Source organism: Salinimicrobium sp. 3283s, assembly GCF_039602225.1.
Classification (GTDB): Bacteria; Bacteroidota; Bacteroidia; order Flavobacteriales; family Flavobacteriaceae; genus Salinimicrobium; species Salinimicrobium profundisediminis.
In genome coordinates, this window is the sequence record NZ_CP143631.1 from 321137 (window position 1) to 336660 (window position 15524).

The 15524-nt window shown below is 43.2% G+C and carries 10 protein-coding genes; 5 read left to right on the forward strand and 5 right to left on the reverse strand.

Features of this window, described 5'->3' with window-relative positions:
• Positions 1-23 precede the first annotated feature (23 nt).
• Complete coding sequence (locus VS868_RS01410; RefSeq protein WP_345598954.1) at positions 24-1187, reverse strand: MFS transporter; 1164 nt, start codon at positions 1185-1187, stop codon at positions 24-26.
• 163 nt (positions 1188-1350) lie between these two features.
• Between VS868_RS01410 and VS868_RS01415 the strand changes: the two genes are divergently transcribed.
• Positions 1351-1710, forward strand: coding sequence for an STAS/SEC14 domain-containing protein (locus tag VS868_RS01415; protein ID WP_266070920.1), 360 nt, complete (start codon positions 1351-1353; stop codon positions 1708-1710).
• Positions 1686-2336, forward strand: a complete 651-nt coding sequence (locus VS868_RS01420; RefSeq protein ID WP_266070919.1) for a class I SAM-dependent methyltransferase — start codon at positions 1686-1688, stop codon at positions 2334-2336. Before VS868_RS01415 ends, VS868_RS01420 begins: the two co-directional genes overlap by 25 nt.
• Here the strand turns inward: VS868_RS01420 and VS868_RS01425 are convergent.
• The 4 genes from VS868_RS01425 to VS868_RS01440 are packed head-to-tail and all read right to left on the reverse strand — an operon-like array spanning position 2304 to position 9313.
• A complete protein-coding gene (locus tag VS868_RS01425) occupies positions 2304-2894 on the reverse strand; it encodes a biliverdin-producing heme oxygenase (protein WP_345598955.1) in 591 nt (196 codons plus the stop codon). The genes VS868_RS01420 and VS868_RS01425 overlap by 33 nt on opposite strands.
• Positions 2872-3441, reverse strand: coding sequence for a response regulator (locus tag VS868_RS01430; protein WP_266070916.1), 570 nt, complete (start codon positions 3439-3441; stop codon positions 2872-2874). The genes VS868_RS01425 and VS868_RS01430 overlap by 23 nt, the downstream gene beginning before the upstream one ends.
• Positions 3442-3453: 12 nt before the next feature.
• Complete coding sequence (locus VS868_RS01435; RefSeq protein ID WP_345598956.1) at positions 3454-5664, reverse strand: ATP-binding protein; 2211 nt, start codon at positions 5662-5664, stop codon at positions 3454-3456.
• A gap of 4 nt (positions 5665-5668) precedes the next feature.
• Positions 5669-9313: a chemotaxis protein CheB gene (locus tag VS868_RS01440; protein ID WP_345598957.1), complete on the reverse strand. Its 3645-nt coding sequence runs from the start codon at positions 9311-9313 to the stop codon at positions 5669-5671.
• A 553-nt stretch (positions 9314-9866) separates the two neighbouring features.
• Here VS868_RS01440 and VS868_RS01445 point away from each other — a divergent pair.
• The 3 genes from VS868_RS01445 to VS868_RS01455 all read left to right on the forward strand — a co-directional run bounded on the left by VS868_RS01445 (position 9867) and on the right by VS868_RS01455 (position 15515).
• Positions 9867-11138, forward strand: coding sequence for a carboxypeptidase-like regulatory domain-containing protein (locus tag VS868_RS01445; protein ID WP_345598958.1), 1272 nt, complete (start codon positions 9867-9869; stop codon positions 11136-11138).
• A gap of 136 nt (positions 11139-11274) precedes the next feature.
• Entirely contained in the window at positions 11275-12498 is a 1224-nt protein-coding gene (locus VS868_RS01450; protein ID WP_345598959.1) for an exonuclease SbcCD subunit D C-terminal domain-containing protein, read from the forward strand.
• Entirely contained in the window at positions 12495-15515 is a 3021-nt protein-coding gene (locus VS868_RS01455; RefSeq protein WP_345598960.1) for an AAA family ATPase, read from the forward strand. Before VS868_RS01450 ends, VS868_RS01455 begins: the two co-directional genes overlap by 4 nt.
• The last annotated feature ends 9 nt before the right edge of the window (positions 15516-15524 follow it).

A 15524-nucleotide genomic window follows, 5' to 3' on the forward strand; every position in this document is an offset into this window, starting at 1 on the left:
AACGTTTCTGAAACAATATTTTATCACACCTGCTCTTCCTGTTTTAACCTAAAGAACAGCTGAGACACCGGTATGAACAGGAGTCCGGCGAAAAGGAACAGCAGAAAAGATATTTTAAGGTTAAAAAGATGGGCAATGTAGCCAACCAGGGGCGGACCTAACAACATTCCTACAATTCCATAAGTAGTGATGATAGAAATAGCCATTCCTGCCGAATATTTTTTAGAAGTACCTGCCAGGCTAAAGATCATGGGGATAATAGCCGCAACCCCAATACCAACAAGGCTGAAGCCTACAAGTGCCGGCCAAAAACTCGGCCACAGGACCATTAATAATACTCCCGAAGAAATAAGGGAAGAACTCACCACAAACATTCGGGCCATTCCTAGTTTCTCTATGAGTCTATCAGAAAAGAACCTCGAAAGCGCCATAAAGGTCATAAAAATAAGATAGCCTAGTGTGAACACCTCTTCCTTAACAACTTCTCTAAAGTACACGCCGCTCCAGTCAAACATACCACCTTCGCACAGCGATGCAAAAAAGATGAGTAACCCAAGGTAAAGAATGAATTTATCGGGTTTACCAAGCCTTAATTTATTACCGCCCGTGGCACGATCTTTCCGCAGTAAAAAAGAATAAGAACATAAACCGAGTAAGATTCCGAGGCTTGCAACCATCCAAAAATGGATCTGCATGGAAACATTCAGCTTAATTAGCAAGGTAGAAAAAAGCACCCCTACCAGTCCGCCTGTACTCCAAAGGCCGTGAAAAGATCCCAAAATCTTCCGCGGAAATAACTTTTGAAGCGTGAGAGACTGCGTATTCATGGAGATATTGAGTATTCGCATGCTAAAGGCAAAAACACTTATGCCTGCCACCAAAAACACCATGTTTGACGCACTTCCTATAAGCACCAGCCCTACAGCAAAAAAGAAATAAGCCGCAATTAAAGGATTGCGACTGTCAAATTTTGACACCAGCCAACCCGAAATGGGCAAACCAATGAGAGAACTTACCGGCATGGCCAGCAGGAGATTTCCCAGTTGTGCCTCGTTTAGATCAAAATGGGTTTTAATGGTGGGAATGCGGGATGCCCATGTAGAAAAAGCAAAACCCGACATAAAGAAGAAAGTGCTAAGAGCAATACGTTGCTTTTTACGGGATTCCATACCTCTTAAAAAAGGCAAAGATGGCAGGAATTTTTGAATGCTGAAAGCCCTGCTCTCTTAGTTTTTCAGAAAAAAATACTTAACATTCCTTAGGTATAGATTAACAAGAGCTTAACTCTACTCCCATTCCATTGTGTTGTCAAAATCCACATTTCTTTGGAAATTGTAGCAAAACTACATTATGATTTCTATCCAGGTTGAACATAACGTTATTTACACTGTCGCCGAAGAAAAACTTACCAATGAAGACTATGACAGGCTTATCCCACTGCTACAGGAGAAAGTAAGGAGTTTTGGCACCATAAGATGGTACTTTGAAATGAAAGAATTTGAAGGCTGGAACTTGAGTGCCATGTGGCGCGATATCAAATTCGACTTCAAAAATAACGAAAACCTGGAGCGTATTGCCATGGTGGGGAATAAGGAGTGGGAGAAAGAACTTACCCAACTTATGAAACCCTTTACCGGAGCCACGATCAAATATTTTGATTTAACCGAAAAAGACGAAGCCAAAAATTGGATCAAGAAGATAGAAATATGAACACCGGCGACTCCTATAATGCATGGGCAGCCTCTTACGACGCTATGGAGAACAGAACCCGTGACCTCGAAGCCCAGGTGCTTAGGGACACCTTTTTGAACCCTCACTACGGAAATATCCTGGAGCTGGGCTGCGGCACAGGGAAAAACACCGAATGGCTCTCGCAAAAAGCCGATTTTGTTACCGCTATTGATATTTCTCCAAAAATGATGGCCAAAGCGCAGGAAAAAACACAGGCTGAAAATGTTAGCTTTATTGAGGCAGATATTACTGAAGCGTGGCCTGTAAAGCCGGGTTGGGCTAATCTTGTCACCTGTAGCCTCGTGCTAGAACATATCAAGGACCTCAGCTTTATCTTTGCTGAAGGAGCCCGCAGCCTGAAGAGAAACGGAAAGTTCTATATCTGTGAACTTCATCCGGGAAGACAGTATGCAGGCAGTAGAGCAAAATTTGAAACCGAAAGCGGCTACCAAATGCCCCCTGCCTTTACTCATCATCTTTCAGATTTTCTAGACATGGCCAAAGCGCACAAGTTTAAGCTCTTAGACCTCAACGAACATTTTGATAATAATGACAGGTCTAAAGTGCCAAGGCTACTGTCCCTGGTGTTTGAAAGTGGGGTTTAGATCTACATTCAATTCCCTGTCAAAAATACGCTCAAAGAACCGAAAGGTATCTTTAGCCTTTTCAATGGCCATTTTTTCTTCGGAAGGGGTAAAAGGGTAATTTTCGAGCTCTTCCTTAAATGCTTTCCAGTCCTGCATGTTGTTTTTATCTCCATTAAAGAAGTAATGACGCGGAATTTCATCTAAAGCAGCACATTTCTGAAGGTTTTTAGCCAAAACCATCCCACCCAGGGCCGATCCTTCAACCACGTAGGCCGCTCCCAGGGCTTCGGCTTTAGAATGACATTCAAAAATACCATTTTTGGAAGGTATTTCTTCTGTAATGCCCAATTGTTGCAAATCCTGTTTTAACTGCTGGTGCTTTTTGCCTTCGTAGTGTGGCAAGAACTTTTGTATTTCGGTTTCAGTTTCGCGATACGCCAGGTAATTCTGCAGCAACAGGAGTTTATAGGTGGTGAGATCAATACTGTGGTCCATAATTTGCCGGGCCAGGTTCTTATCCTCAATTTGTTCGTGCAGTTCGCGGGTTTCCTCCTTAAGCTTCTCTATTATCTTCATCCCTACCGGCTTTAAAATCTTTAATGGCATTTTTGATCTTGCTGATGTTATCCTTCTGCTCCCTGTTGTCAAATTTCAGGTTATCCAGGTAATCATTGATCTGGTTTATGGCAATCTTGTTCTGCCTTAGGCGTTCCCTTATTTCCTCTTTTTCACTCATGCGGAAGACCACCTGTTTAAGCAGGGGTTTTAATTTATCTTCGAGGTTGTTCATGTGCTTTTTCAGAATAAACCCCGAAGCTCCTGCCAAAATGGTATTGGCAGCCAGTTCTTCGTCGTGAACCGTGCCGGTAAGGAAGATAAATGGAAGTTTGGGATCTTTTTGCTGTACCAGCTGCAGTACCTCCAGGCCTGTACAGGTAGGAAGGTTGTAATCGGAAATCACCACATCGGGAATAAAGTTGATGAGCTTGTTCCTACAGGAAGAAAGGTCTTCGACTACCTCAATATGTGGTTCTTCAACAAGTTTTCTAATAGTGCGCAGGGTAATCAAGACATCAGCTTCATTGTCCTCCACCAGTAATATTCTCAACGGGATCTTAATCATTTGCGTATGCTCCTACTTTTGGGGCTCAAGATAAAAATAAAATACAGAACCTTCTCCGGGTTCACTTTCAACCCAAATTTCTCCTTCATGTTTTTCCACAATCCTCTTTACAATGGCAAGGCCAATGCCGGTGCCTTTAAATTTGCTGCCCACACCGCGCTGAAAGGTCTCGAATATTTTTTCTCTCAATGCCGGGTCTACCCCTATTCCATTATCTTTTACGTAAAACGTACTGCGCCCATTTATGAGGGTTTTACCTACTTCTATAACTGGTGCTTCTTTTTCTGAAGAATATTTTAAAGCATTGTTAAGCAGATTAGACCACAACTGGAACAGCATTCTACGGTTACCCCACATAGGCGGAAGCTCTTCCTGAATCTCTATGCGTGCCGAAGGGAAATTTGCCGAAAGGTTGAAGAGTTCGAATATTTCTTTGAGCATTGCGGTGGTATCTACCTCATGCTTCTCTACCCTCTCAATATGCCCCAGCCTGGAATACTCCAGGATATCGTCAATAAGATCATTCATTTTTTGGGTAAGGCCGGTACTCATTTCCAGATATTTAAGACCTTCACTTCCAAGGGGGTTACTAAAATCTTCCCGAAGAATTTTGAGAAAGCCTTCCATACCTCTTACCGGCGCCCGTAGATCATGTGAAAGTCCGTAACTAAATAGTTCCAGCTCCCTGTTGGCTTCTATGAGCTTTTCGTTCAAGGCTTCAATTTCCCTGCGCTGGCGGGTGAGCAGCACATGGCTTATATTTTCTCTCAAAGCCCTGGCCGTGTTGCGGTCAAGCTCATGCCATGGTTCCGAAAAGCCGGTGAGTTTCTCACTCCACTTTTCAAAAGATTTACGCGGACTAAGTCTTTGTTCCTTTTCGTTATAGAACACCTTATTCTGCGGATTCCCTCCCCAGGTCACTACCTGCACTACTTCAGGCTTGAACCATAAAATATATTTATTATCAGAAATTTTTAAGCTGAAAAGTCCCGAGGCTGTTTTCTTGTATTCTTCGGCTTCAGGAAATAGCGCTGAAAGGTTGCGGGTCCAAAAAAGGCTTTTTGACTGCTTTTTTATGAAGTTATTTAGCAGGCTGTCCAGCTGTTCTTTGCCAGGTGTTTGCCCATTTAGTTCCCATTCATTAATGTAAAAAATGGCACCGCCGCTACAATTAAGGAGTTCTAGAAATTGTACGGTATCCCTGCTTAGCGCCTCCACAATATTGTCGTGGTATTTCATTTGAGCCACCAGCTGGCGCCGGATACTCTCGGTTTGCTCCGAATGACTTAAAAGGCTGCTGGTTTCATGCAGCGTAATTTCGGTTGAGAGCATTTGTGCCAGGAAACGGCAACTCTCCCGCTGGTAAAAATCAAGGTGCTTCTCTGCCTGATGATGACAGGCAATAAGCCCCCACAATTTTCCCTTTACCACAATAGCTGCCGAAAGGGATGCGCCCACGCCCATGTTTTTCAAATATTCTATGTGAATAGGAGAAACGGCCCTAAGCGAAGATCTTGAAATATCAAGGGGTTTCCCGGTAACCGGTGAAATTTCGGGCTTTAGAGGCACCGGCGTATAGTGTACATTGGCAATGATCCTTACCCTGTGTTTAAGGAACATTTTACGGGACTGCTCCGGAATATCGGTAGCCGGATATCGCAGCCCCAGCCACGATTCTAAATCGTCATTCTTTGTTTCGGCAATTACTTCGCCATTCCACTCCTCATCAAAGCGGTAGATCATCACCCTGTCATAGCCAAACATTTTGCGGGTGAGTTTGGCAGCTTCCGAAGAAAGCTCCTCAAGAGACCGTGCCGTCTGGAACTTGTTGAGGATGCCCGTTAACTGCTTCTGAAAGAAAAATGGATCCTGCACCTGTGCGAGTGGCTCAAAATCGAGCACCAGGCTCTCTTCGGAAATATGCGCAAGCACCAGGAATTTCTTTCGGTTTACTTCCACTTCCTGCGGAAGGTTATCTTCATCAAAATCGGGTGCCAAAAATGGCATTTTCAGAAGGTAAGACAGCGGTTTCCCCAGCAGCTCATCTACAGGAATTCCGAAGTATTCCGAAGCATTTTCACCGGCCTGGGTGATATTTAAATTTGTGCGATCACAAACCACCAGCACGCCATGCGCCTGAGATTTCCCAATAAAGTGGATAGGTTCTTTGGCACAGTTCTCCAAATCAACCTGAACCGGGTATTTTAAGGACGATTTATCCATATTATCAAGCCTGAAGTTTGAAGTAAAAGGTACTTCCCACCCCTTCTTGCGAGTCTACCCAAATGCTACCATTATGTAAATGAACTATCTTCTCTACGTGTGCCAGCCCCACACCTGTACCATCATTGCTGTCGTGTTTCTTGACGCGGTTGAATATTGTAAAAATTTTATCCTGGTCTTCTTTTGCAATCCCCACCCCGTTATCTACCACCGTAAATGTCCAGAAATCGCCTTCTCTATATGCCGAGATACGCACCTCCGGATTTCGTTCTTTAGGGGTATATTTTATGGCGTTACTAATAAGGTTCTGGAAAAGCAGTCTTAGTTCTACTTCATAACCTTGCAAGCGCGGTAAATCTCCAATATGGATCTTTGCCTTTGTATCTTTTATTCTTTTGCCTAAATCATATTTTACTACTTCTACCAGTTCACGGGTATCTACGAGCTTTTTAACCCCGTCGCGCCCTATGCGCGAATGTTCCAGTAAGGCCCTTATTTGTTCTGAAAGCCTGGTAGATGCCTGCTTGATGTAAGAAACATAATTTTGACCTTTTTCATCAAGTTTGGAAGCATAGATTTTACCTAAGATATCTATCCCAAATTTGATGGTAGAAAGCGGCTCCTGCAAATCGTGCGAACAAATGGAAACAAATTGCTCCAGGTCGCGGTTAGCCCTTTCAAGATCGGCTTTTTGTTCCCGCAGTTGATCTTCGGCCTTTTTCAAAGCTGCAATCTCTACAAAAGTATAGCGAATGGTTAGAACGTTGTCTTCTTCATCTCTTTCGGCAGTCGCATTGAGAATTACGGGCAGGCTCTCTCCGTTCTTGTTGAGGATGTTCTGCTCGAGATTGACAAGCAGGCCGTTTTCAGCAAAATATTTATTCGATTTTAAAGCCTCCACCTGGGAATCTTCGTGGTACAGGTCGTAAATAGATTTCCCTATAAGTTCTTCTTTCGACTCATACTTCAGCTGCTTTATGGCCATTTTGTTGCAATGCACAATCTTATAATTTTGCGGGTTAACGCTTATGTGCATTACAGGGTCTTCTTCATAGAAACTCTTAAACCTGCGTTCGCTCGCCTGCAGCTTCTCTTTAGACTTTTGAAGGCTTTCAATTTCAATGAAAGTGATCACTACCCCGTCAATTTTCTCGTTAGAATCTACGTAGGGTGATATTCTTCGCAGGTAATGCAGCCCGTCTTTAGAAACTACGGCTTTCTCTAAAGTTTTACCGGTTTTAAGCACCCGCTTACAACGCTGGAGCAAATTGCTTCTTCCAATACTCCCCGTAAAATGGCTTATTGGCCGCCCCATATCAGAATTAAGAAAACTGAAATGATCTTTTATGGCCGGGGTGAACTTGCGTATGCACAGGGAGCCATCGAGGAAGATGGTACCAATTTGCGTACTTTCAAGCAGGTTGTTAATATCGGCATTAAGCGCAGCAAGATCATCCATTTTCTGAATGTTCTCGGCATTTACGGTGTTGATCTCCTCGTTTACGCTTTGCAGTTCTTCGTTGGTGCTTTGCAGCTCTTCGTTTGAAGCCAAAAGTTCTTCATTGGCCGCCTGCAACTCTTCGTTGCTGGTTTCTATCTCTTCCAGGGAAGTCTGCAATTCTTCTTTGGTTTGCTTTAACTCCTCTTCAAGATTGGAAACATATTCTTTGGTACGGGTGGTAAGGGTAATATTATCTACACTTTCTACCCCTTCAAGGTTGAGCTCCTTCTCAAGAAAGGTGATCATAAAAGTGGTTTCGGAGTCTACATGGTTCCGCAGAAAAGGTTTTACTAAAAGGTCAACAGCTTTTTTCTCCCCCTGGTGTTCAAAAATGGCATCTTTATAATAAACTTTTTGCTGAAGCTTTTCTGCTTTTTTAAGGCTGTTCTGAATCAAATACCTCAAATCTGTGCCCAGCATGTCGAGTAAATTTGTAGAAAAGCCGCTCACAGGAAGGTTGGCGTATTTCCTGAATTCGCCAATGGCCTCAAGTATATCGTAATCTGAATCTACATAAACGCTTGCCGCCTTGAAGTGATCGAGTACGGTCTCATTAAAGTCACTTGTGAGCTTGTTAAAAGTAGTGTTGGCAGGAGCTTTATATGCCATTCCTGTACTTTGGGGCTTGCTGCCAGCTACTCTCCCCGCCGATGTTGGCGTGTGGGAAAGACCGGCTTCGAGCCTGTTATTGGGTTGAATATTCCTGAATATCTTCCATTTGCGATCAATTTCAGAAAAATTCTTTTGCTCTGTATGTACGCTTTCACTGGTTCCCAGTACGAGTACCCCATCCTGTTTAAGGCTGTAATGCAGCACACTCAAGGCCTTGGTTTGTATTGCAGGCTGAAAATATATGAGAAGATTGCGACAGGAAACCAAATCCATATTACTAAACGGCGGATTCTTGATCACGTTGTGGCGTGAGAAGATTACAGCCCGCCTCAACTTATCTACAACCTCATATTTGCCTTGCTTGCTTTTAAAGTATTTAGCAAGAAAATCGGCTGGTACATCGGCCGCTATACTTTCGGGGTATAAGCCTTTGCCGCCTATCTCAAGATGCTTTTCGGCAATGTCGGTAGCAAAGATCTTGAGTTCTATATTCTTCCCCTGGTTCTCAATTTCTTCGATAAAGCACATGGCAAAAGAATAAGCTTCTTCTCCCGTACTACAGGCAACGTCCCAAACCTTTAGAACTTCTCCATCAATTTTTGAACTCACCATTTCGGGGATTACCCGTTGGCGTAAAACGTCCCAGACTTTACTGTCTCTAAAAAATTTGGTGACCCCAATAAGGAACTCCCTGTAAAGTATATCAACTTCTCCTTCGGTATTGGTGAGGTAAGTAAAATATTCGGCAAGAGATCGGCATTTACACACACTCACTCTTCGGGCTACCCTTCGGGCAAGAGTAGACCTTTTGTACTCTCTAAAGTCGAGCCCTGTTTTCTCATCAATGAAGTTTAAGATCTTGATAAGCTCTGTCTGGTCGTAAGCTACATCTCCATCTTTAAAATGAAATATAGAAGGTGCGGTAAGATAATTATCGAGCTCATTACCCATTTCTTTGACTGACAGCACATAATCTACCAGCCCTGTAGCAATCGCGCTTCTGGGCATTCCGTCAAATTGGGCTTCATCAGGCTCCTGCACCATAATCATCCCGTCGCTTTCTTTGATTGCACGTGCCCCGCGGGTTCCGTCACTGCCGGTACCGCTAAGAATAACTCCTATAGCCTTCTCCCGCTGTTCTCGCGCCAACGACTCAAAGAACATGTCTATAGGCAAGTTGAGCGTAGGGTTTTTGGGCTTCTCCAGAAGCTGTAGCCTGTTGCCTTTAATAATCAGGTTATTGGCCGGTGGTATAAGATAGATATGCCCAGGCTTGACTTCCATACCCTCTTCTACTTCCACTATAGGCAAGCCCGTACTGCGGGCCAGGAGTTCGCCCATCATGCTTTTATAATCTGAAGACAGGTGCTGAATGATGATGTAAGCGCTTTTGGTAGCTTGAGGAATATGTTCAAAAAAAGATTTAAGAGCTTCAAGACCACCAGCACTGGCTCCTACGGCCACAATTCGGGTGTTGGACGAAGAAGGGGGCATTTCTGATTGTAAAGTCGGGGAATTCTTGATTTTCTTACTCATAACGAAAAAAGAGCCACCAAAGAATCCTTACTATTTAAAACAAATCGCAGGTTACCCACAAATCATCTCAAGCAGGAAATTCAATAGCATGTATTGGAAAAATTATTCGCCGTGAAAATACTTCTATACAATAATTTTTACTGTTAACAATGTGTTAAGTAACTATGTTGTGCAGAATTAAGCTCTTTTGCAGCCAGATATTGTCTCCAATTTGCAGTTTTTCGGCTTTTGTTAAAGTAGAAGATGCAAAATTGAACACTCTAAAAATTAGAGTGTTCACTAAATGCTATAATTGGAAGGGAGGGCGAAGCATCAGCCTTATTCCCCTATTTAAAACCAATTCTTCTACCTGCTCCCTTCCTTATTTAACAGCTTTAAAAATTAATGTAATCTATTTACATACAACAAGATAAGAAAAACACAAGGAACAAAAGCAATAATAAGCTCACTATAGGTTTTCACCACCTCTGCACCCTTAAAATCCTGAAGCAAAATATTAATAATCAATTACAATTCAGTATCTTGTATAGCGTATCCCTATAATTTTAACGCCATGAGAAATCCAACTTCATTTTTCGCAAGGCCCATTGTTATCCTGTTCTTGTTTTTTGTTTTGTCTCCAGGAGCTGTGACTGCTTTTCAGCAACCTTCACAAGAGTATACAGAATATAAAGGACAGGTTGTTAACAGCCAAAACAACGATGCACTGGCCGGTGCCTACCTATCTGTTCAAAACACCAACATCTCTACAGTGACCAACAGTGACGGGGAATTTTCCTTAAAGATCCCTCAAAACCTGGAAGATGTAAATGTGCAGGTTTCCTTTCTTGGCTTCCAAAGCCGCACAATTCCTTTGCAATTCTTTCAGCAGGATAATGTTGTCATAGCACTGCAAGAATCTTTAGAAGAGCTTAATGAAGTCAGCATTTTCACCTATACCGATCCTGCTGCTTTGGTTCACAATATGCTGGAAACCCGCGGAAACAACTATTTTACCGACCGTACAACCATGACTGCCTTTTACAGGGAAGCTATAAAAAGAGGCCGAAAAAATGTCTCTCTTTCTGAAGCCGTTGTAAAAATTCACAAACAACCTTATGATTCTAACAGTGATGACGATATTGCCCTGGTAAAAGCTCGAAAAACAGCCGATTATACCCGGCTGGACACTGTAGCCCTTAAATTAAGGGGTGGGCCTTACAATCCTTTGAGCATAGACCTTATGAAAAATCCTACACATATTTTTAATCAGCGGGATCTTGCCAATTTCAAATTCAGCTTTGACAATCCTACCAAAATTGACGAACAGTACCTCTACGTTGTGAATTTTGAGGAACTGGATAAGAGGATGCCCTGGTATTATGGCAAACTATTCATTGATGCCAACACTTTTTCCCTGATCAAAGCTTCTTTTAATCTTAACGTAGATAACCGCTCGGCTGCGACAGATCTGTTTGTTCAGAAAAAACCTGGCGGAACAAAGGTCTATCCCGTAGAAGTGAAATATGACATTACCTACAGGCAAAAAGACGGCCGCTGGTATTTTGGCTATGGCAATACCCAACTGGAGTTTGTGGTAAACTGGAAACGCAAACTCTTCAACTCCCGTTACAAGGTAAACAGCGAACTCGCCGTGACCAACTGGGAGGTGAATACCGAAAAAGTTAAAAGAGACAATAGTTTTTTAAGCCGAAAGGTGATCATGAATGACGATATTTCGGGCTTTGCAGATCTTTCTTTCTGGGGTGAGAATAACATAATTGAACCCGATGAATCTATTGAAAGCGCGATAGATAAAATACGTGACAAGTTAGAAAACAACTAGATCTGTTTGATGAAATACCTCTCAAAAATGGCATTTTAAAAGCACATTTTTGAGAGGACATATTTTGTCGTATAAGTCATTAACTTTGCAGGGCACCAAGCTTTCCTTTAACTTCGGAAGCTAAAAGTTAAACCCAATGAAGATCCTGCATACGGCCGATTGGCATATTGGAAAAAAACTTCACAAAACCGAACTGGCCGAAGATTTCGACCTCTTTGTCAACTGGCTGTGCAAGACCATTGAAGAAGAAAAAATTGATGTTCTGCTGGTTTCGGGAGATATTTTTGATCTTGCCAATCCATCTTCCGAAGCAAGGCGCCAGTACTACCGCGCGCTGGTAAAAATGAACCGCTTTGATTGCAAAATCATTCTAACAGGCGGTAATCACGATTCTCCAGCCATGCTCGAGGCGCCAAAAGAGATCCTAAAAGCGCTCGATATCGAGATTGTTGGCGGAATGCCCCAAAACCTTGAAGAACTCATCATTCCCATAAAAAATTCCGACGGAATAACTGAGCTGGTAATTGCGGCCGTTCCCTTCCTGCGCGATGCCGATCTTCGAAAGTCGACTGAATCTGAAACTCATGAAGACCGTCTTGAAGCTCTCAAAAATGGCATTCAGAATACCTTTTTTGAAGCCGCACAAATTTGTGAACAGCAGTTTCCGGCTGTACCTGCACTCGCCATGGGCCACCTCTTCACCGCAGGTATTGAAACTTCAGAAAGTGAAAGAGAAATTCAGATAGGGAATCTGGCAGCTTTTGAAGCCTCCAGGTTTGGTAGCTATTTCAATTACATTGCCCTGGGGCATATCCATAAACCCCAGCGGGTAGCCGCTGCTGTGCCTGCATTTTACAGCGGTTCTCCCCTGCCCCTGTCCTTCAGCGAACGCCGGGATGAAAAAAGAGTACTTATCATTGATTCTGAAGAAGGCTGGGAACCAAAAAGTGTTCCTGTTCCGGGGTTTCGCGCTCTTTTAAAGATAAGTGGCGACCTTGAACAAATCAGCTTAAAACTGGATGAGCTAGAGGAGAAAAAAGATCTTGAAAGCCTCATCGAAGTAGAGCTTAAAGAGGAGCAGTATGATGCCTTAAAGATCTATGACCTCGATACCCTGGTTTCTGGTTTTCAAAAAGAAGGTTACCGGATTGTAAAACACAGGGCAGGTTTTAAAAATCAGTTAAAAGGTGCAGGCCAGGCTTTTAGTGCCGATAAACAATTACAGGATTTAAAGCCCAAAGATGTTTTCCTGGAGCTCATTGCAAAACACGAGTATGATACCGAAACAAAGCAGGAAATCCTTTCGGCTTTTGACGAAATACTTGAAGAGTTGCACCGGGATGAAAATGCAGAAATATGAAGATCTTAAAAATAGAATTTGAGAACATCAACTCTCTCAAGGGAAAGCATGAGATAGACTTCACAAAAGTGCCTTTTACGGTAAGTTCGCTCTTTGCTATTACTGGGCCTACCGGCAGCGGAAAAAGCACAATTCTAGACGTGATTTCCCTTGCCCTTTTCAACATGGTGCCGCGCCTGGGAAAGATCAGTAAGAACGACATCATCAATAAAGGGGCGCTGCTTACCCGCAACCAAAAAGAGGCTTTTGCAAAGGTTACTTACCAGGCAAAAAAAGGAATTTACGCCAGCGAATGGAGCATTTCAACCAATCGCAACAACAACCTGCGCGATTATGAAATGTTCCTCTACGATCTGGCTACCGGCAAACCCCTGGACTATAAAAAGTCTGATGTCCCTTCAAAGAACGAGGAGCTTATAGGTTTAAGTTACAACCAGTTCATAAAATCGGTGCTGCTGGCACAGGGAGATTTTGCCCAGTTCTTAAAGGCTAAAAAAGATGAACGCGGGGAGCTTCTTGAAAAAATCACGGGAACAGGAATTTACAGGCAGGTAGGCATCAAAGTTTATCAGAAATTTAAAACAGTTAATGCCGAAATTGATGACAGGCAGCGGGAAATAAATGTGCTTCAAAAAGACCTTTTAGAGGAGGAAGTTTTGCAGGAGCTCACTACAGCTCTTACTCAAAAAGCGGGCATGTGTGAGCCGCTGGAGAAGGAAACCCGCGAACTGGAAAGGCTTAAAGAACTCAAGAAGAATATTTCTTCACAGCAGGAGCAAATTGCAGCACAGGAGAAACTACAGCTCAATGCCACCCAAAACCTTATTAATTTTGAAAAAGAAAAGGGAGAAAAGCTACAACAACACGAGCAGGTACAAGGCTTTGCCGGAGATTTACGAAAATGGCAAAATCTCGATGCCGGCTGCAGGGAAATAAAAGAAGAACTTACCAGGCATGCCAGTGGCGTAGAAAAAAACAGGAAAGGCATTAGCCAATGCCTTGAGAACATCACCAGCTTTTTAAAAAATGAACCTGCTACAGAAGAGATTGAGAGCAGCCTACAAGCTTTTTCCCGCAATGTGAGAAAACTTCAGCAGCAACGGGATGAAAAACTGAACCATTATCGCAACCTGCAGGAGCGCTTTGACCTGGAATTAAGAGAAGTTCCGTTTAAGCTGAATGGCGATCTACAAGCCGAAGAACTGAAGCTGCAAGAAATGAAAGCTGCGGGCGAAAACAGGCTTCAGGAGCTTCAAGATCAGCTGAAAGAGATAGACCTGCAAAATATAGAAACCGAAAAAATCAGGTTAAGGGAACTCCTTCAGCAGGGAAGAAAAGCACAACAGGAATGGGTGACGATAGAAAATCTTTCCGCAGAAATTGAAAGGGCAACAAAAGAGGAAAAAGAACTGCTTGGGCAGGTTGCAAACCTTCCGCAGGAGGTGGCTTCAGCAAAAAAAGAGATGCAAACCCTTCAAAAAGATGTGGAGAACCTGCAACTAAGAAAGGAAAATGAGCTGCTTAAGGCGAGCCTGGAACAACACAGGCATAACCTGAAGAACGGCGAACCATGCCCGCTTTGCGGCAGCACCGAACATCCTTATGCCACCCACTTACCTGCCAAAAATGACACTTTACAGGAGGAACTTTTAAAGCTGAAAAAAGAGCTTTCGGCAATGGAAAGGCAGGTGACCAGCCGTGAGACCAGCCTGGCGCATCACCAGAAGAGAATTGGCGAACTTCAACTGCTCATCCAGGAAAACCGAAGCAAAGTGGAGGCTCAAAAAAGGCATTTTGAAGAGGTATTTTTAAAGATCAATCCGGCAGGGAAAGACTGGGAAGAATTCTGCAACAACAGTGAAGAGAAGATTAACCTGCTTGATGAATTTGAAAAACAAAACAGGAAGCTGAACGCTATTAAGACCGGGCTCCCCATACTTACCGAGATCCAAAACGTACTGGTAGAAGGAAAAAAGATCAAAAGAGAACTTGACGGCCTGTACAGCGGGAAAGATATTGATACCGACTGCCTGGAGCTGCAAAATTCGTGGACTTCGCTGCAGCACCAACAAAATTCGCTTACCAGCCAGGGAAAAGACCTCAACCAAAAACTGACCAATAAAACTGCTGAGCTCAAAACGCTGGAAAAACTTCTGCACCCCAATATTTCTAAAGCCGGTTGCAAAGATATTTCTGAAGCCCTGCAAAGACTTTTACCTGAAACAGAATATTCACAGCTCAACAGAAAACGTGAAGAACTTACCTCTCAAAAAGGGCAAATTGAAGCCTCTTTAAAAACGCTTAAAACGCAACTCGAAGAGCTACAAAAAAAGGATGTGCCACAAAGCGAGGAAAATCTTTTAAAGCAGCTGCAGGAGACAAAAGCGCAACTGACTTCTTTAAATGAGGAGTGCGAAGAATTGAGGCGCAAATTGCGGAACGACAAAGAGCGACAAGCACAAATTGCTGCCATTGAGGAGGATCTTAAGGAAGTGAAGGGCAAAATAAAACGTTGGGAACTGCTCAACCAGCTCGTGGGAGACGCCACCGGGAAGAAATTTAACGACTTTGCCCAGGATCTAAGCCTCTCACAGTTACTCATTTTGGCAAACCGCAGGCTTCAGGATCTAAGCGACCGCTACAGGATCGATAAACCTTTAGAAGACGAAGACGACAGCCTGGTAGCCATAGACGAACATATGGGAGGCCAAAGACGCTCGGTAAAGACACTTTCGGGAGGTGAAACTTTTCTGCTAAGCCTCTCTATGGCCCTTGCTTTAAGTGACCTGGCTTCGCGAAATGTCGAGATCAACTCCTTGTTTATAGATGAAGGTTTTGGCACCCTTGATCCTGAAACCCTCGACCAAACTTTGGATACGCTGGAAAAGCTGCAGGCAGAATCATCTAAGACCATTGGAATTATTAGCCATGTTGACTCGTTAAAAGAACGAATTGCCACACAGATACGACTTAGCAGAAATGGCCAGGGCTATAGTTCATTGGAGGTAATAGGATAAATTATGACT